Below are 18,563 nucleotides of genomic sequence, written 5' to 3'. Positions count from 1 at the left end.
TTTCCTAAAATATCCTGCCATTACATCAGCACGGAACAACGCGTTTTTCCTGTGAAATAGTTGCCGCTGCTACTTATCTGCGTTCTGGTAGTCCTGCACAGCCCGGTCCAAATTCTGCAGAGCCTCACCGAAGCGCCCCATATCTCCCGAGGCCTGCGCCTGCTTGAGATGAGCGAGTGCTTCACTGAGCTTCGCGGCAGCTTCATCGCGCGTCATACCACCGGGAGCAGGATTCTTCGCAATCGGCGGGGCGGTACCGTCACCTTCCAGGCCGTCCGGTTGCTCCACCAGGGAGCCATCCAAACCCACCTGCTCAAGAGCATCAGACAGGGAGCGTCCGTACCCCATGCGGTTGTTGTACATCACCATCACACGAATGAGCTTCGGGTAGGCGGACTCCTGTCCCTTCCGCTGCGCGTAGAGAGGCTCCACGTACAGCACTCCACCATCACCGATGGGCAAGGTCAGCAGGTTACCGTAGATGATGGTATTAGCACCCTCCAACTGCAGCTTCTCAGTCTGATAACCACCGGCAGAAGTCATGCGGTCAAGGGCGTTCTTGGGTCCCTGTGTCGTGGTGTTGGTGGGCCACTGACGGATGGTGATGTGTCCATAGTTATCCGGATCGGAAGACACGGAGATCTGCGAGGAGAGGAACTCTCGCTGGTTCCACAGCATGGGTGTCGTCAGCTGGAAGCTGGGACGCCCAGTGCGTGGGTCAGCAGAGACCACATAGTAGGGAGGTTGGTCGAAGAGACCGCGAGAGGCCGCGTTTTCGGACGCCTCATTCTCGGTGATGGTGGGCTCGTTCGGAACCTGCCAGTAGGACCCACCAGTGTAGAAGCCGAGCGGATTGGTCACATGGTAGCGGGAGAGGATTTCTCGCTGAGCCTTGAACATATCCTCCGGGTAGCGGATGTGCTGGCGCAGCTGTTCCGACATATCAGACTTCGGCTTCATCAAACCAGGGAAGACACCCTCCCACGCCTTCAGCACCGGATCCTTCTCATCAAAGGAGTACAGCTGCACGGAGCCATCGTAGGAATCCACCACGGCCTTGACCGAGTTGCGAATGTAGGACACCTGCTTCATTGTCGGGGACCACTCGCGGCGCGACGTTTGCGAGTCGGTGGTCACCTCACCCAGGTTGATCTTCTGCGCGTACGGCAAAGAATCCAGAGTGGTATACGCGTCCACGATCCACTTAATACGACCATCAACGACAACCGGGTAGGCAGAGGTGTCGGCGGTGAGCCAGGGAGCCACTGCCTCCACGCGCGCCCGCGGGTCGCGGTTCAACAGAATCTTGCTGTCTCCGCCAATGAGAGTGGAGAGGATGAAGTTCAGCTCCCGATATTCGATAGCGTAGGCCAACCGGTTGACCACTCTGCCCACATGGACACCACCCGCGCCCTGGTAGGTGTAGTTGGATCCGTCCACGTCGTATTCCTGCGGTTCTCCCGCCGTCTTTACGATGGCATAGTCCGGGTTATGTTTAGCGATGAGCGGACCGTAGTAGACGCGAGGCTCCCGCAGGTCAAGCTGAGCGGTGCCGCTGGGCACGGGGTTGCGCGGTGCACCATTAGCAGTGGCTTTCTCCCGCACGTGCTTCGCCGCTAGAGACTGCTGATCGTAGACCTCGTACTTGGGGTTACCGCCGCGGTCTCCCGCATCGGTGACGATAGCGTCGACAGTATTCGCGGGGGCCATCACAATGCCGTTGCCGTGGGTGTAGACGGTGTGGCGGTTGATCCAGTCCGTCTGGTTACCGGTGAGAGCACTGGGGTTGATTTCACGGACTGCCACCACATAATCGCGTAGCTGCCCGTCGACCTGGTAGCGGTCAATGGAGAGAGTCTGCGGGAACCCATAGAAGGACCGCAGCTGCTTGGACTGGGTAAAGGCGGGCGACAGCACATTCGGGTCAAGCAGCCGGATATTGGCGAGGGTCGACGCCACACCTTTGTCCCCCGGCTGCGGAACCGGAGCACTCTCCTTACCGAAGTTCGGCATCACCGTAAGGTTGTTATCCCGCAGATTGTAGGCAAAACGGGTGGCCTGGATGTTGCGCGCGATGAATTCAGCTTCTTTGTTGGCCTTGTTGGGCTTCACCGACAGCTGTTCCACCGCCCACGGCAAAATACTTCCCACGGCTACGCCACCGATAAGCATAATGGTGGTCGCGAGTGCAGGGATACGCAGATCCTTTATGACAAAGCTGGTGAAGAACGCCACCGCACAGAACACGGCAATAACAGTAAGCAACAGCTTGACCGACATGAGAACATTCGCGGAGGTGAAGCCCGCACCGGTGATGGTCTGGTTTTTGAAGTTAATATCACCTGACAGCAACTCGTAGCGATCGAGCCAGTAGTTGACACCCACCAGCAGAATGAGGATACCGCCAAGGATGGCGATCTGCTGACGCGCTTTTTGCGCCAACACGACACTGCCACGCTGCTTGCCCTGCCGCGGACGGAGTTCCAGCGAGCCCTGGAAGTAATGCAGGAAAATGCTGAGAGTGACACCAATGGCCACCAACGACACCAGCCACGTCACCAGCATGCTAAGGAAAGGCAGTTGGAAGGCGTAGAAGCCCAGATCGTGCCCAAACTGGGGATCTTTAATTCCGAACGACTGGGTGTTGAAAAAGACGCTGACCTGCTGCCACTTCAACTGTGCGGCAAAACCAAAGAAGATACCCAACAGCGCCGCGATAATGGCAAAAACGGGCCTGTGCTTACCCGACCCCATACGCCGGTAAGGATCCAGCACGGGATTAGGACGAGCCGGTGTCGTCGGTTTTGTCCGGTGGGCAAGTCCCATACACAGGTAAAGAATGCTCGCCGAGAGTGCCCCGAAGATGAGAAAAAGCCCCAGGCGGGTTCCCAAGATCGTTCCGAAAACACCGCCCTTAGCCAGAGAGTCGAACCACAGCCAGCCGGTGTACACACTGACCAGCGGGGGAACGATGACAAAGATGCCGATAAGCACTGCTATCACAATGCCGACGGTCCTCATCTGCTTCTTCTGCTTGGGATTCAAAGGCTGCCGCTGGCGCGGTTGTGGGGAACGCCGCTGCGGCTGCTGGAAATCGCCAAAGCCGGGGAAGTTAAAGGCCATTACGTCTCCTCAAGACAACAACAATGCCTTAAGGATACGGGAAAAACAGGGTTCTGGCAGCAGTGTTAGTGGCCGGTCTGGCAGCCCGGAGCCGGTTTACCGGCACGCACCAACGCCAGCGCATCAAGCGCACTCTGCAGGTTCGTCACCCGAATAAGCGTCAGCCCCTTCGGCACATCCGTCAAGGCCTCCCGACAATTCTGCGCCGGTACCAGGAAATAGCGGGCCCCCGCAGCGCGTGCTCCCGCCAACTTATGGGTAATACCACCAATAGGCCCCACCGTCCCGTCGTAGTCCATGGTGCCAGTACCGGCGATGAACTTCCCGCCAGTAAGAGAGCCAGGGCTCAGCTTGTCGATGATCGCCAAAGTGAAGATAAGACCCGCAGAGGGGCCCCCCACATCCGCCAAGTTGATATGCACCTGTACCTTGCCGGAAGGGGCACTGTAAATACCCACCCCCAGCAAACCCCGATTCACGATATCGGGAGCACCGCTCATCAGCCTGATAGGAAAGGCGAGAGGTTGGCCATGTCGCAGTACCGACACCTGCACCGTCTGCCCCGCCTTGGTTCCCCGCAGCGCCACATGAACGTCCGTCGCCAGCGTGGTGACTTTCCCGTTCACCGCCACAATCTGGTCTCCCGCCTGCAGCTTGCCCACTGCCGGCCCCTTTTTCACCACTCCCCCCACATAGGTGGCCACCGGCAGATGCAGGTAGTGCAATGCAGCCGTGGCGGCAGCGTTCTCCGACTGTGTCATCTCCGCCGCTTGCTCCTGCTGCACCTGCTCCTGGCTCACCCCCGGAGGGTAAATAGCCGAGAGCGGCACAAGGTTCCATTCCTTATGCAGACCAATCCGCACCATCTCGAAGAAATTCATACCCGACAGCACGTTCACCGTCGTCATGTTGAGGTGGCCATCAACCGGATCAAGCGGGACACCCGTAATGTCAATAACCGGCACCAGCTGGCCCTTCCCAGCGGTCGCAGACGTGCTGTTGGTGGATCCATCACCCTTCCGAGGATTACTCGGGACACGAATATCCCCCAAGGTGTTAAAGGTAGGGCCCGGCCCCATTGCCGCCACCGGCATCTTCACGAGCGTTCCGAGGGCGAGAAACACCACCAAGAGGACGGCGATGATAACGGCTGACTTGGTCTTTGATTTCACGAATGTTAGCCTACCGCGCGGTGCCGTCCTCCCCACCTACCGTGGTAGAACCGCCCCTGCAAGAAAACCCTCCATCCCCCGTTACACCCACGAAAACAATTCCGTGCCCTCGCTCCACAAGCCCGGTATCCTGAAGATATGAGCGACAAGAACGACACTCCCACTGGTGGTTCCAACGCCAACGACCCGCACGGTAATGGCGGCAATAACGACCCCATGGACTTTCTCCGCCGACTGCTGGGCGGCAACCCCGGGGGTGGCTCCGCCGGCTCCTCATCGGGTATGCCCGGTGCGGGGGGAGCGTCTGGCGGCTTCAACCTCAATGATCTCGGGGGGTTCAGCTTCGGCTTCGGCCCCACTCCCGGCTCATCCAACACTGACGGAGAAGCGAACTCTGCTGGCGCTTCCGGCGACCAGGGCCGCGAGGGCGGTTTCATGTTCATGATGCAGCAGATGGGAGACTTCATCTCGGGCATCAGCAGTTCCTTCGGCAAAAAGCAGGACGGCGCCATCAATACCACTGCCGCCCGCAATGCCGCTACCCGCACACTAGGTGCGGACCCCACCGTGCGTGATGGCCAACGCCGTGCCGTAGAGGACTCAGTCCAGCTCGCAGACCTGTGGTTGAACGAAGTAACCACCCTGCCCTCCGGGATCACCCGCGTCGAAACCTGGATTCCCCGTACCTGGGTGGAGAATTCTCTTCCCACCTGGGGACGCCTCCTCTCCCCTGTTGTGGAGCGGATGAACACTGCGGGCCTAGAAGGTCTCCCCGGCGACATTTCAGAGCAGATTGGGCAGTTCACCGAAAGTATGGGCGGCATCATGAACATCATGAACGCCATCACCAGCTACACATTCGGAACCCAACTCGGTGGTGCCTTAGCCACCCTCTCCCAGCAAATCACCTGTTCCTCCGAGATGGGTATCCCTCTGGATTCCGCTGGTATTGCCGCGTTACTTCCGAACACTATCGCGCAGCTTTCGGAGGATCTCGAACTTCCGCAGCGCGATGTCCTGGTCTTCCTTGCCGCCCGAGAAGCCGCCTACCAGCGGCTGTGGACGCACGTACCATGGCTTGCCCCGCGTCTTTTAGGTGCCATCCAAGACCATGCCAACGGTATCGTGGTGGATTATTCCAACATCGAATCCGCCACACATGAGATGGGCCTCGACCCCGAAGCACTCACAGATCCGGAGAAACTGCAGGAAGCCATGAGCCAGATGCAGACCATCGAGCTCACTCCGGAAATCCACTACACCCACGAAAAAGCGCTACAGCGCCTGGAGACAATGCTCGCCCTCATCGAGGGGTGGGTCGATGTCGTGGTGCAGAACGCAATTGGTGACCGTATCACTTCCACCCCGGCCCTCGCAGAGATGTGGCAACGTCGCCGCGCTACCGCCAGCCAAGCAGAGGAAGCTCTCAAAGCCCAAGCAGGGCTGGAATTGCGGCCTCGCCGGGTACGTGACGCTGTCAAGCTGTGGACTCGCATTACTGAAGCGTGCGGGATGGAGAAACGTGACGGCTGCTGGGCGCACCCAGATTTGCTGCCTCGTGCCAGCGACCTCGATAACCCCGCTGCCTGCATCGACCGCTTGTTGGATGACAGCACCGACTCCTTCGAAGCGGATCTTGCCAAGTTGGAAGAGGAACTCCTCGGCGGGGATGATGGCGACGGTAACGCTACTCCCCAGCAGTAGCCGACTAGTGCCACGCGGACACTAATGCAGTTCGTAGCGGGAGGCCGCCTCGAGATAGCCGCGTGCCCGCTCCGTCTTCGGGTAGGTTGCGACCGCCTGCCAGAAAGCCTCGGTATGCCCACCCGGTACCGTTAAGTGGCACAATTCGTGCACGATCACATAGTCCAACACGTAGCGCGGCATGGTCACTAACACCGGGTGTAGCCGGATAGTGCGCGTGCGATAGCTACAACTTCCCCAACGGGAGGTAACGTCGCGGCTCCACTCCACTGCTGCCGGTTTGGCCTTACCCCCACAGTAACGTTTGTCCAGCTGATGCACATAGGCGAAGAGCTCTGCACCGTCCATTGTTTGGCGGGCATGTTTACGGCGCTGTTGTTTGCGCAGTTTCTCCACCATACTTGTCACCGCACGCTCTTCCGCTTGTGCACTCAAGCGCGCCGGCACCATGACAATGACCCGGTCGCCTTCAATGCGGCCGGCAATGGTTTTCCGGCGGCGACTGGAGCGACGGATCTCCACCTGTGGAGGAAAAATTGGTTCAGCCGGGTGGGCCATTTTTTCTGCGGACTTTTCTGCGCACACATCATCCCCGTCCCAACGGTGGCTTCTACCTGGAATGTTAGAGAAAGGGCTAGTGTCGCGCATACCTCGAATGTACCGGGTAGCTCCCCTATCAGTGCAGTTGCCCTGCCATCATGTCGCTATGAGCATCCCCCTTGGCCCTCAGCTTCACCCCTACCTCACTGTTGTCCAGTGTGCGCTACGCACGCTGCAGGTGGGGCTCGTCCCCCAGGAAGCGGTACTAGTGACCGTCCCGGAAGAGTACCAACCGGAGGATGTACAGTGGCTACTCACACGCTGTGACGGCTCCCGGAACATGGATGATCTGGTACGGCTGTTTGGGACAGGGCAGCATAAGGTGATGAGTCCCACCCATGTCACCCAGTTATTGAAGGAGCTGGAGCAGCTGGGGGTAGCACATCTGGGTGAGACGGAGCATCGTCCCGCAATTCCCCGAATTTGTGTACACGGGAAGGGGCAGTTGGCGACCCAGCTGCGGCGCCTACTGGCGTTGGAGGACGTACAGGTGGTGGAGGAGCGGGAAGCAGATAAGCGGCCGTGCACGCTGGTGGTGTTGGCTGGCACGATCGTTCCCGATCCGGTGGTGGTACGGGAGTTGATGGAGCGTAAGCAGCCGTTTTTGGTGTGCACATTGGTGGATAACCGTGGGGTGGTGGGGCCGCTGGTGGCACCGGGTGGTGTGGCACAGTCTGCACTGCATCAGCTAGCGGGGCAGTTGGCGCAGGTGCCGTTGGCGACGGACCTGCCTGCCCAGGTGGCCGCGCAGCTGATGCGGCAGGAGGGCCGCGCGTCGCATGCGACGGTCCTGGCCACCGCGGCGTTTGCAGTACCGTTGATTGTGCAGCGAACGCAGTTGGGGGTTGCGGAGAAAGTGCTTCCCTACTATCAGCGGATGGTGGTGGCACCGGATGCCCAGCTGGTGACGCTGGCATCAACAGGCTAACCGTCTGCCAGTGTTGAGTCAGAGACTGTCGGCTACCACGCGGAGGAGGCCCTCCCCATAGGTGTGCAGTTTGGCCTGCCCAATTCCGTGAATGCCGGATAGGTCCCCTAGTTCACGCGGGCTGCGAAGGGCCACCTCGATGAGGGTGCGGTCCGTAAACACCACGAAAGCGGGTTTGCCGATCTCCGCGGCAGTGGCTTTGCGCCAGGCCACTAGCGCTTCAAAAAGCTCCTGCTGCCGGTAGGACATCGCCTCTAGTGCCTCCCGTTTCCACTGTTTCGAGGAGGATGTTGCACCTGCGTGACCTGCTGTTCCGCGGCCCGGTGTTGACGAGCGCTGGGGTTTTCCGGTGACACTGCGGGAGTCTGGACGCCGGGGCGGATCGATACTGTCGAGGAAGCGGCACCGTTGGCGGGCCTTGCCGCCGGCTCGCCTGGCTGCACCCCACGTGAGAGTGAGCTGATAGCGGGCACGGGTAATAGCCACGTAGAGCAGCCGGCGTTCCTCTTCAAGAGCATCGGCAGGGGCAGTGTCGTCAAACACGTAGCGGATAGGTAGCGTTCCCTCCACCAGCCCAACGACATAGACAGTGTCCCATTCCAACCCTTTCGCGGCATGAATGGAAGCGAGAGTGACGCCCCGTACGGTCGGCGGTTGACGGTTGTCGGCACGATCCTGCAACTCTCGCAGCAAACCGTCAAGCGTCAATGTCGGGGTGGCGTCCGTAATATCTTCCACAAGCGCGACAAGGGCGGTGAGAGCCTGCCAGCGCTCCCGCGCTTGCTGCCCGGTGGGCTCCTCTGAGGTGAGCCCTAAACTCTGGAGACTGGCCCGCACCAGTGTGACGAGGTGGGGGCCGACCATCTCCTCCGGTAGGTCAGTACGCGTACCCAATCGCATCAGCTGGCGGTAGGCCTGCTGGATTTCAGCCCGGTGGAAGAACCCTTCCCCGCCACGCACTTGGTAGGGGATGTGGCGTTCCTCAAGGGCCTGTTCGAAGAGTGCGGACTGGGCATTGGTGCGGTAGAGAATGGCGATGTTCTCCGGTAGCTGGCCGGCTGTGATATCGGCGGCGATGGCGGTGGCCACCTCTTCTGCTTCTTGGAAGTCATCATCGAAGCGGAGGATCTGCGGCGCGCTCCCCCGCTGTTGTTGTCCGCGGAGCTGCATACTGGGTTGGGACACGTCACCTTTGGCGTCCGCAATAACCTTATTGGCGCAGCTGACGATCTCTGGGGTGGACCGGTAGTCGCGCACCAAGGTCACGAAGGTGGCGTGGGGGAAGCGTCGGCGAAAGTTCACCAGGAACTCTGGGGAGGCACCGTTGAAGGAGTAGATGGTTTGGTTCGGGTCGCCCACGACAGTGAGGTCATCCCGTTTCCCTAGCCAGCCGTCGAGGAGACGTTGTTGGAGGGGGGTGACGTCTTGGTATTCGTCGACGACGAAGCTACGGTAACTGGCGCGAAATTCTTCTGCAATACCCGGAAATTCGTCAAGCGCAGCGCTCATATAGAGCAGCAGATCGTTGAAGTCGAGGAGCATGCCATCACTGCGACGCTTCAACTCCTCGTAGCGGGCCATCACCTGTGCAACTGTGGCGGCATCGGTGGGGAGCTCCCGGTGGAGGCGGGCGACGCCTGCCTGGTAGGTTTCCGCGTCAAGCAGCTCGGATTTAGCCCAATCGATTTCGGTAAGAAAGTCCCGAATAGCTTCTTTACTGGAGTCTGCCCCACAGTGGTCGGCAGCCCGCGCTACCACACCGAAGCGGTCACGGTCGATAATTGACCAGGGCACGTCCCCCATCATCTGCGGCCAAAAATAGCGAAGTTGACGCAACGCGGCGGAGTGGAAGGTGGAGGCCTGAACCTGCTGTCCCCCAAACTGTCCAACCCCCATATGGGTGAGACGCTCTCGCATCTCCCCGGCTGCTCGTTTGGTGAAGGTGACGGCAAGAATGTGCCGGGGGTTGACCTGCCCGTCGTGAATGAGCCGGCTGATTCGGTGGGTAATGGTGCGGGTTTTTCCGGTACCAGCACCGGCCAGAATACATACGGGACCACGCGGCGCGAGGACGGCGAGGTGTTGTTCGTCATCCAGCTGCATGGTGGTTCTCCTTTCTCGCCAACATATCTCAGTGTAGAGACCGACTGTGACATTTCTAGCCTGCAAAAGCTGGCACCAGGCTACAAAACATGGTTTTGTAGAGTCATGAGTACTGTTGAAGCCCCTGAAGCCCCGAAAAACCTTGACGACATTACCGTCTACTCCGCGACGTGGTGCCCCCATTGCCAACGCCTGAAAAAGCTCCTGGGCGAGCTCGACATTCCTTTCCACAACGTGGATGTTGATGAATGCGAAGATGTGGACGCTGTGGCGGCGTTCGTGGAGAGCGTGAACGACGGTAACCGAATTATCCCCACCGTTCTTTTCTCCGATGGCACCACCATGACCAATCCGCGCGCCACCAAGGTTCGCGACAAGCTCAAGGAGCTGAAGGCTAACGCCTAATATCGACAGGCTATCCCGCGGCTCGGCTACCTCGTAGCTCCTTCTCTACGCCTACCAGTCGTGGCTAGTTCCTATTGGCCTCTGCCGCGCTTGTCCTGCCCAGTCATACAGTGAGTCCCCCACCTACCCGGTGGGGGACTCACTGTATCGAGAGCAACACGCATTATAAGCAGCAGATCTCAACTGCCTCCACATAGGGGTATCCGGTGTGGCGGGCGCGCTGGCAGGCTAGCCGATGATGATGGGGTTCGTGTTCTCCGTCATGATGGCGGGTTGGGTCATGCGCACGTAGAGCAGTCGGTCCCCAATTTCCAGCGTGTCAACCCCCGGATCGTTAATGCGATACAGCTTGCCGTGCCGCACCACACCCAGCACCAAGTCTTTCAGATGCCGGGGCGAGCCGCCCAGTTCAGATTCTTCCACTGGCCGTTCGGCGACAGAGAAGCCTTCTTCTGGGGAAAGGAGATCCTCAGTGAGGGTAACGACAGAGGGGGTGACGGTGGCGAGACCGAGCAGACGGCCAGTGGTTTCCGCAGAAACCACCACAGAGTCGGCACCGGACTGCTCGATGAGGTGAGCGTTTTCGGATTCGCGGATGGAGGCAACGATGGTGGCCCGCGGGTTCAACTCGCGCGCCGACAGTGTGACGAGGACGGCGGTGTCGTCTTTGTTAGTGGCGACGATAATCGACTTGGCACGGGGCGCCCCGGCAAGTTTGAGGACGTCCGCCTTCGTTCCGGAGCCATGCACGGTGACCAACCCCTTTAAGGCGGCAAGTTCGAGGGCGGACTGGTCGGTATCGACAACGACAACATCGCTAGGGGGAACATCATCAGCGAGCATAGCGGCGACAGCAGAGCGGCCTTTGGTGCCATAGCCGACGACGACGGTGTGGTTACGCAAGGTGGACCTCCAGCGTTGGATTCGGAAGGCTTGGCGGGAACGTTCCGTGAGCGCCTGCAGCGTCGTTCCAATCATGACGATGAGGAAGAAGACGCGGAGCGGAGTGATAAGGATGACGTTCGCGAGTCGAGCTGATTGCGTGACGGGGGTGATATCACCGTAGCCAGTGGTGGTCAGGGTGACGGTGGCGTAGTAAATACAGTCCACTAGGGTCATGCCATTGGCTGGGTCGTTATTGTCCTGGTAGCCGGAGCGTTCGGCGTAAGTGATGATGACAGCCAGGATGAGGGCACCAATGGCCCAGAGGACACGGACGGCGATTTGTCGCCAGGGGCTGGATTCGAGGAGTGGTACCCGTACGACACCAACGAGGGCGTAGTCTGGGCGGTTATCGAGGCGGGATTCTGTCGAGATGAGGCTGCGCAGACCCTTCCCGATCCGACGGCTCACTGCCACGGGATCCTCCTTCCTCGGCAGCTGTGTGGTGGCACGTTCACGAGAGTCTCGGAACCGTCACCGTTTTCCAGTATGACAGGTGCGGCGCGGGGCGCCTAGGGCTGAACTTTAGCCGTTGCCAGGGATTCCTTCCACTGGATCGGCAGTGGATGTGGTGAGATCGCCGATGAGTCGCTCCAACTCGGCAGAATCGGCGAGCTCATCGAGCCAGAGGGTGTAGTCATGGGCAACATAGTAGAATGCGGCCCGGATGTTCCCTAATGGTAGGGGCGGTTGGCCGTGTTCAGCCCGCTGCACATTGATGATGCGATGGAAGGCAATACGGTAAGTGGCAAGCTGGAGTGCTTTGGTGGTGCGGTCGCGGGTGGTGCGAGGGATAGCACCGGTCTTCCAGTCCACCACGGTGTAGTGGTCGGCGTCGTCACGGAATACCGCGTCGATGCGGCCATTAATGACGACGCTGCCGAGGGAGACATCGAAGGGCACTTCCACCATGGACGTGGTGCGTTGTGCCCAGCTGGAGGCGGCAAAGGTCTCTTTGAGACGCGTCAGCGACACTGGTTCGGGAATGTCGTCACGCGCATCCATAATCTCCTCGAGGTCGACTAGGGTGCCGAGGTCCCCCGAGAGGTGGTGCTCCACCCAGGTGTGGAAGTCGGTGCCGCGGCGAGCGTAGCGATTGGGTTTGAAGGGGATGGGGCGGCGGAGCCGGCGGGCGAAATCCTCTGGGTCCTCCCGCAGTGCCACGATTTGGCTAGCGGTGAGCCGGGTCGGAAGGGTGACCGTGCGGGCTGTGGGGTCGTCACCGGCCTGTTGATGCAGGTATTCGGCGAGAAGGACGTCGGCGTCTTGGGCGAGTGCCTGCACGGCTGCAGTGGCGGGGAGAGGGCTGGTCTGCTGGCCGCCCGCTGGTCGCCCAGCACTCTCGACCGCCTGGTGGAGGGCGGTGTGGACCTGTCGAATGTGGGGACTGTCGGCGAGATGGTCGACGGGCCAGGTAGCGCTGGCATCGCGGGCGGTGAGGGGGTGGAAAGCAGGGTCGGGAACGAGTTCCCCTTTCGGAGTGGTGATGCACTTCGCCGGCGCTGCCACCCAGTAGGGGTGGATGGTGAGAGTGCCCCGCTGATGGGTGGTGACGACATGCGGCGGTGTGGGTTCTGTCTGGTCGTCATAGCTGAGTAGGGGGAAAATGCCGGCGTCTGCACCGTAGTCGACGGCAATGGTTTCGGCCCACTGGTAGGCGTCGCGAAGGTACTCGGAGGGTTCGTGGAAGGTGATGTCGTGGTAGGACCAGCCGTGTCCGGTCAGCAACAGGGAGCGTTCGGTACGGGTGACGGCGACGTACATGAGGCGGAGTTTCTCCTCCAGCTCCATGGCTTTGAGATCGGTGAGATGCTGGGCGAGCTGCTGCCAGTATTCACTGCGGTCGGTGGCGTCGGCTGCGCTAAAGGTGGGGATGCCGGAGGGAAGTTCAGCCCCGGGGAGCAGTACGGCGGTGTCACCGCGGAGGTTGGCGGGGAGTTCAGCGGCGGTTTTCACCCAGTTGGTGCGGCCACGAGCGGGTGGGAATTCACGCTGGGAGAGGTTCGGGATGGCGACACATTCCCATTCCAGCCCTTTCGCTCCAAAGATGGTGATGATTTGAACGCAATTACGGCGGACAGCGACGGTGCCGGGGGCGAGACCACCTTCGGATTCAGCGGCTTGCTGGAGGTAAGCGAGGAGGGAGCCGAGGCTGGGGTTGGCGCCGCGACAGAAGGAGGCGACGGCATCGGCGAAGGCGTCGAGGTGGTGCCGTCCGGTGAGGTGCCCAGCCCCGGGGTCGAGGCGGGCTTCTACTTCGACGTCTACTCCGATGGTGCGTTCAACTTCCGCAATAAGTTCGGGGAGTGGTTGACCGAGCCGTTTGCGGAGATGCCTGACGTCAGCGCGGAGTTGCTGAAGGCGGGTGTATCCGGCGGGTGAGTAGCGGTCTGCGGGGCCGGGATCATCAATAGCGTCGGCGATCCCCACTTGGGCAGCAGCATCCTGCGGAAGAGCGTCCTGCAGCATGGTTAGCAGGTTTTCGAGGGTAGTGGGGTCGGTGTCATCGGCGGGGTCGAGGTCTCCCCGGAGTTCGCGGGCGCGTCCCCAAAGAGCACGTAGGTCACTGGCGCCGAGATTGAGTCGGGGACCGGTGAGGATGCGGAGGGCGGCACCACCGTCGAGGGGGTCGGCAATGATGCGGAGCATGGCCCACACATCTTGTACTTCGGGGATGGAGAGAAGACCGCCAACATTGACGATTTCGGCGGGGACGCCTGCTGCTTCGAGTGCTTCCGCCATGGGGAGGGAATCTCGGTTGCGGGTGACGAGTACAGCACTGGTGGGGGGTAGTTCTCCGCGCGCAGCGGCGGCGTCAAATTGGCTGCGGAAGTAGCGGGCGATCCAGGCATATTCGTCCTCGGCACTGCCGAAATAGCGGCAGTGGATGTCGGCGTCTGCCGCATTGGGGGCGGGCCGCAGGTCGGGGACGGCGATGGCGTTACGCGTGGCGGCGCTGAGCCGGTGAGTGTAGGTGCTTGCCAAGCTGAGAATGTCGCCGGGGTTGCGCCAGCTGGTGAGGAGATAGTTGACGGGGGCGGGCTGTGCGGTGAGGGTGTCGGTACTGGCTGTACCCACGGCTGCGCCGGTACTGTCTTCGTGGGCAGTGGTGCCACCCTGAGGGGTGTCATCCTGGGTGGTGACGGCGGGGAAATCGGTGCGGAAATGAGCCAGATTGGTGGCGGAGGCACCACGCCAGCCGTAGATGGATTGTATGGGGTCACCGACTGCGGTGACACTGAGGGTGGGGTCTTGGCCGTTTCCGAAAAGAGAGCGAAGGAAGACACGCTGAGCGTAGCCGGTGTCCTGGTATTCGTCGAGGAGGACGACTCGGTAATGAGCACGTTCGGAGAGGCCGACCTGCGGGTGGGTGAGGGCAAGTTCGGCGGCGTAGGCCATCTGTTGGCCGAAGTCGAGGTAGCCCATCTCGCGCATGCGGTTATCGAAGAGGTCGATAAGGTCGAGTAGTTGGTCTCGGTACTCGCACACGCTGAGGAAGTCTCGCATGTCTTTGGTGAGGTCGGCGCGAGCTCGCTTCGCTTTGGGAAGATCGGTGAGGCCTTCACGAAGGCAACGGTTTTCGTCGCGAACTGTGGCAGAGTCCACCATATGGTTGGCCATTTCTCCACGGAGACCAAGCAGGTCGTTCACGACGCTGGCGGTGGCTCGTTCGACGGCGAAGGGATGCGGCCATTGGGAGACTAGGCGGACCGCTTCTTCGGAGAGTTCAGCGGCGTTGACGATCGTGGCAGTGGTTTCGACAGGGAGGAGCAGGCCATAACTGCGCAGAATGGTGCCCGCGTAGGAGTCGTAGGTGGCGGTATCCGGGTCACTGGTGTGGATGGCGTGGCGGATCTGGTCTGCCTCAGAGCCGGTGAAGTCGGGGCTGGCGGCGAGCCGTTGGAGCCGCTGACGGATACGTTGTCCGAGCTGTTGGGCGGCTTTGCGGGTGAAGGTGAGCCCGAGGATCTGGTCAGGGTACACATAGCCATTGGCGACAAGCCACACTACCCGAGCCGCCATCGTCTCGGTTTTCCCTGCTCCCGCTCCAGCGATGACGAGGAGGGGGCCAGGAGGGGCGGAGATGACGTCAGCTTGTTCGTCGGTGGGTGAGAATTTCTGGCCGAGGAGGCGGGCGATGTCAGCAGGTGTGTAGCGCATCCTAGGCCTTTCTGGTGAGGACGGACTGGGATTGGAGGGGACAGGATTCGCGCACTGCACACTGTGCACAGTGGTCGTTGCGGCAGGCCTGGAAGGTTGGACCGCTGGTGGCACTGGCGGCAGTTTGGAGGGCGAGACGCCAGTGTTTCTGCTGTTCGACGTCTAAGCTGTGTTGTTCCCGTTCCCCGAGTGTGCCGCCGCGGGGTCGCAGGTAGACCAGTTTGGCTTTGGCGACTGCGCCTTTGGTGGCGGAGATAGCGAGTTGGTAAAGCGCGAGCTGGGCGTTGTCTGCGGTGGCGGCTTTGGAGGGAAGCGTCTTGCCGGTTTTGAAGTCAACGATGACGTATTGTCCGGTGTCAGTGCACTCCAGGCGGTCGATACGCCCTTTGACACGGACGGGTATGGTGCTGGCATCAACTGCGGCCAGATCGTCGGCGCTGATACCGTAGTCGGCCAGATCTGCGGCGGTGAAGATATGATCCACTCCCACTTCCAACCCGTCGAGGGTGAACGTGGCACTTTCGGTGGTGTTCCAGGTGGCGTAGTTGGCGAGAGATTCTTCGGCGCGAGTTTTCTCCTGCTCGGCGAGCCAGACGGCATCAATCCCGAGAGCTGGCCAGGATTCCTCGAGGGCTGTGCGAAGGTCCGCTTCCGCTACTCCACTGGCAGAAGCTTGGGTGAGGGCGTGGATGAGGGTACCGAATTGGGCTGCTAGCCCCGGGGCGGTGTCACCACCGTTGCGGCTCAGGAACCAGCGGAGAGGGCATTCTTGGAGAGTTTCGAAAGCAGAAGGGCTGAGGGTAACGGGGCGTGGTTCGTGGGGAGGTGCAGGTGGGGGGCTAGTGTCTGCGGTGGTACGGGGGCTGGTGAGAGTCCACAGGGGGGCGTCTGAGGTGACTCCGTCTACTCCCCACCAGTTGAGGGCGCCGGGAACACCTGCTTGTGCGAGTCTGACCAGTTGGTGGAAGGCCTGCTGTTGGTAACTGTCCCACTCTTCCGGTGGGATGGTGGGGAATGGAGCGGTGGCACACACAATGGAACGTAGACGGGCAACCATGGTGGGCATCGACAGCACGTGGGGGACGGTGGAGGCGACAGCAGGGAGGTTGGAGTCCTCGTCGGCGCGCTGGTGGGGAGGAACGATAACCTCGGCCACGTCTTCCAGAAAGCGGCTGGGGGTGAGGGTGTCGGCACCACCACCCGATACGGCGGTGAGGACGAGACTCCGGCGGGCGCGGGAGAGGGCAACGTAGAGGAGGCGACGTTCGTCGGCGAGTTGGGGGGCGCGCCGCGAGACGATGGCGTCGGGGGTGACTCCAGCTATGCGGTCGAGCAACTCGTTGAGCTTCAGCAGGGACCCGCGTACCGCGAGGGTGGGCCATTCATCTTCTTGGATGCCGGGGACAATGACGGTATCCCATTCTCGTCCTGCCGCAGAGGTGGCGGAAATGATGGTGACGGCGTCGGTGGTGTGGAGACTGCGAATACGGGGCAGGGAGGGGAGTTCTTGTTCGCGGATATAGCGCACAAAGCTGGCGACAGTACCGGTGGGAATACGGTCAACATAGTCGCTGGCAGCATCGAAGAGTGCCATCATGGCGTCCAGGTTACGGTCGGCTTGGGCTCCGGCAACTCCCCCACGCAGGCTGGCTACCCTCCAACTGTCGGCGAGACCGGTGGCATTCCAGGCTTCCCAGAGCACTTCTTCTACAGTGCCGTGGTGTTGGACGGACTGCCAGGCAGCATCAACTACCGTGTGAACCTGGTGGAGGGGTTTGGCCTCATAATCGGTGAGCCCAGCTTCGATCATGCTGAGCGGGATGTCTGTGGGGTGCTCGGCATAGTACGTGTCGCGAGCAGTAGGCGAGAGAAGGAGGGTGAGGAGGAGCCCGGAATCGCGGCGGCCGCCTTGGGCGAGTTCAGTGCGCCGCAGTCCGCGACGTAGACTCCGTACGTCTGCGGGATCTGCGCGGCCGACAACACCGGTGAGGAGTTTTTCGGCAACGGTTGTATCGCAGGTGCCGGAGACCGCTTCGAGCACCGCCACAATGCCATCAGCTGCGTATTGTTCAGTTAGGGGAAGGTCGGCGGCATCGGTGCGGAGGGGGACGCCGGCGGCTGCCAAGGCCCGGCGTAGGGAAGGCAGATGGGGCCCCACACTGCGGCAGATGATCGCGATGTCACTCCAGGGAACATTGTCGATGAGGTGAGCTCGCCGTACCACGTCTGCCACGGTGGCTGCTTCCGCGGCAATGCTTTCCGTGAGGTGGATCATCGGGGCTGGCGCTGCGGTGCCGCTCCGGGCGGCGGTGAGCTCACGCCACTGTTGACTGTTGTCAGGAAGGCGACTGCCCGCCACCCGCACGACCTCTGCGTTGTGGGGGGTGAGCCGATAGCTGGAGCTCAAGACGATACGGTGGCTGCTGCCCAGGGGTGCGAGGTTGTGGAAGTAGCTGGGGTCGGCTCCGCGGAAACGAAACACCATCTGGTCGGGGTCTCCGGCCAGCACGGTGAGCTGTGCCCCGCTGCGGATGGTGTCAATGAGCTCCGCCATTTGTGGGTCAAGGTGGTGGGCATCATCAACGAGGAGTAGCTGGAGGCGCTGTCGTTCTCTCGCCAAGATGTCCGGGTGGGTGGCGAGCCCTTCTAGCACCGCACCCACCAGTTCGGCAGCATCGAGCGCCGGACTAATTTCTTCTTCCCGTGCTGCGCCAACACTGGCGCGGAGAAGTTGGATGCGTTCAAAGTCGGTAGCGAACTGCCCGGCGGCAATCCACGCAGGTTCACCGGCAGCCTCGCCGAGGGCGCGTAGTGCCACTCCGTCTAATCCACGTTCAGCAGTGCGGGAGATGAGGTCGCGGAGTTCGCGGGCGAAGCCGACGGTGGTGAGGGCGGGGCGAATCCACTCCGGCCAGAGGTTGGTACCATCTTCGGCGATAGTCGCAAGCATTTCTCGGTAAATGACATCTTTTTCCGCGCCAGTGAGGAGTTTCGGAGCTGGCGCACCTTCTGCTGCGGCAATGCGGGCGAGCAGGCTGTAGGCATAGCTGTGGACGGTGCGGATGAGGGGCTGTTGGGAAGCGAGACCGTCACTTCCCACAAGCTGGGCAGCGATCTCTTCGGAGAGTGCGGCGACAGCTCGTTTCGACTGGGTGAGGAGCAGCACCGCGTCGGAGCTGTGCTCGGGTTGCCGACAGTAGGAGCATGCGAGGTCGATGAGGAGCGAGGTCTTTCCCGTTCCGGGCCCGCCTACCACTTGGTAGGGAACGGGGTCGGTGATGGGTGCACCGCTGTCCGTAAAGAGTGTGCTGGCGGCACCGATCCACTGACGCGCGGCATGATGCTCTCCTACCGAGGGACGGAGTAGCGTCACGTGGAGCGCGTCGTCGGCGAGGGGGGCAGGTTCCGTCATACTGCTAGTCGAT

10 protein-coding genes are annotated in these 18,563 nt (G+C 61.1%); 3 read left to right on the top strand and 7 right to left on the bottom strand.

Going from position 1 to position 18,563, the window contains the following annotated elements:
* Positions 1–69 precede the first annotated feature (69 nt).
* Together IY73_RS06320 and IY73_RS06315 are read right to left on the bottom strand one after the other, a co-directional pair.
* Positions 70–3,123: a UPF0182 family membrane protein gene (locus tag IY73_RS06320; RefSeq protein ID WP_053979094.1), complete on the bottom strand. Its 3,054-nt coding sequence runs from the start codon at positions 3,121–3,123 to the stop codon at positions 70–72.
* 65 nt (positions 3,124–3,188) lie between these two features.
* On the bottom strand, positions 3,189–4,295 hold the full coding sequence (locus IY73_RS06315; protein ID WP_053962339.1) for a YlbL family protein: 1,107 nt from the start codon (positions 4,293–4,295) through the stop codon (positions 3,189–3,191).
* A 138-nt stretch (positions 4,296–4,433) separates the two neighbouring features.
* On the opposite strand from IY73_RS06315, the gene IY73_RS06310 reads away from it, so the two are divergent.
* Positions 4,434–5,999 carry a zinc-dependent metalloprotease gene (locus tag IY73_RS06310; protein ID WP_053979092.1) on the top strand — a complete coding sequence of 522 codons (1,566 nt, stop codon included), beginning with the start codon at positions 4,434–4,436 and terminating at the stop codon, positions 5,997–5,999.
* Between the two features lie 21 nt (positions 6,000–6,020).
* Here the strand turns inward: IY73_RS06310 and IY73_RS06305 are convergent, their stop codons facing one another.
* Positions 6,021–6,647 (bottom strand): M48 family metallopeptidase, encoded by a 627-nt coding sequence (locus IY73_RS06305; RefSeq protein WP_197736932.1) that lies wholly within the window; start codon positions 6,645–6,647, stop codon positions 6,021–6,023.
* 58 nt (positions 6,648–6,705) lie between these two features.
* On the opposite strand from IY73_RS06305, the gene IY73_RS06300 reads away from it, so the two are divergent.
* Entirely contained in the window at positions 6,706–7,527 is an 822-nt protein-coding gene (locus IY73_RS06300; RefSeq protein ID WP_148417772.1) for a hypothetical protein, read from the top strand.
* A gap of 18 nt (positions 7,528–7,545) precedes the next feature.
* Here IY73_RS06300 and IY73_RS06295 read toward each other — a convergent pair whose 3' ends face one another.
* A complete protein-coding gene (locus tag IY73_RS06295) occupies positions 7,546–9,630 on the bottom strand; it encodes an ATP-dependent helicase (protein ID WP_053979089.1) in 2,085 nt (694 codons plus the stop codon).
* A 105-nt stretch (positions 9,631–9,735) separates the two neighbouring features.
* Here IY73_RS06295 and IY73_RS06290 point away from each other — a divergent pair, with 105 nt between their 5' ends.
* Positions 9,736–10,035: a glutaredoxin domain-containing protein gene (locus IY73_RS06290; RefSeq protein ID WP_053962334.1), complete on the top strand. Its 300-nt coding sequence runs from the start codon at positions 9,736–9,738 to the stop codon at positions 10,033–10,035.
* 228 nt (positions 10,036–10,263) lie between these two features.
* Here the strand turns inward: IY73_RS06290 and IY73_RS06285 are convergent, their stop codons facing one another.
* From IY73_RS06285 to IY73_RS06275, 3 genes are all read right to left on the bottom strand, one after another.
* Positions 10,264–11,388, bottom strand: a complete 1,125-nt coding sequence (locus tag IY73_RS06285) for a potassium channel family protein (RefSeq protein ID WP_390175769.1) — start codon at positions 11,386–11,388, stop codon at positions 10,264–10,266.
* A 114-nt stretch (positions 11,389–11,502) separates the two neighbouring features.
* Entirely contained in the window at positions 11,503–15,138 is a 3,636-nt protein-coding gene (locus IY73_RS06280; protein WP_053979088.1) for an ATP-dependent DNA helicase, read from the bottom strand.
* 1 nt (position 15,139) lies between these two features.
* Positions 15,140–18,550 carry an ATP-dependent helicase gene (locus IY73_RS06275; RefSeq protein ID WP_053979087.1) on the bottom strand — a complete coding sequence of 1,137 codons (3,411 nt, stop codon included), beginning with the start codon at positions 18,548–18,550 and terminating at the stop codon, positions 15,140–15,142.
* Positions 18,551–18,563: the final 13 nt, after the last annotated feature.

Source organism: Lawsonella clevelandensis (assembly GCF_001293125.1).
Taxonomy (GTDB): domain Bacteria; phylum Actinomycetota; class Actinomycetes; order Mycobacteriales; family Mycobacteriaceae; genus Lawsonella; species Lawsonella clevelandensis.
The sequence above is the reverse complement of the archived record's forward strand: the minus strand, read 5'-3'. Positions and strand labels throughout refer to the sequence as shown.

Excerpts from the sequence above, each read along its gene's own strand:
- IY73_RS06310 (WP_053979092.1), top strand. The coding sequence starts at position 4,434 with ATGAGCGACAAGAACGACACTCCCACTGGTGGTTCCAACGCCAACGAC.
- IY73_RS06295 (WP_053979089.1), bottom strand. The coding sequence starts at position 9,630 with ATGCAGCTGGATGACGAACAACACCTCGCCGTCCTCGCGCCGCGTGGT.
- IY73_RS06290 (WP_053962334.1), top strand. The coding sequence starts at position 9,736 with ATGAGTACTGTTGAAGCCCCTGAAGCCCCGAAAAACCTTGACGACATT.
- IY73_RS06275 (WP_053979087.1), bottom strand. The coding sequence starts at position 18,550 with ATGACGGAACCTGCCCCCCTCGCCGACGACGCGCTCCACGTGACGCTA.
- IY73_RS06280 (WP_053979088.1), bottom strand. The coding sequence starts at position 15,138 with ATGCGCTACACACCTGCTGACATCGCCCGCCTCCTCGGCCAGAAATTC.
- IY73_RS06300 (WP_148417772.1), top strand. The coding sequence starts at position 6,706 with ATGAGCATCCCCCTTGGCCCTCAGCTTCACCCCTACCTCACTGTTGTC.
- IY73_RS06320 (WP_053979094.1), bottom strand. The coding sequence starts at position 3,123 with ATGGCCTTTAACTTCCCCGGCTTTGGCGATTTCCAGCAGCCGCAGCGG.
- IY73_RS06305 (WP_197736932.1), bottom strand. The coding sequence starts at position 6,647 with ATGCGCGACACTAGCCCTTTCTCTAACATTCCAGGTAGAAGCCACCGT.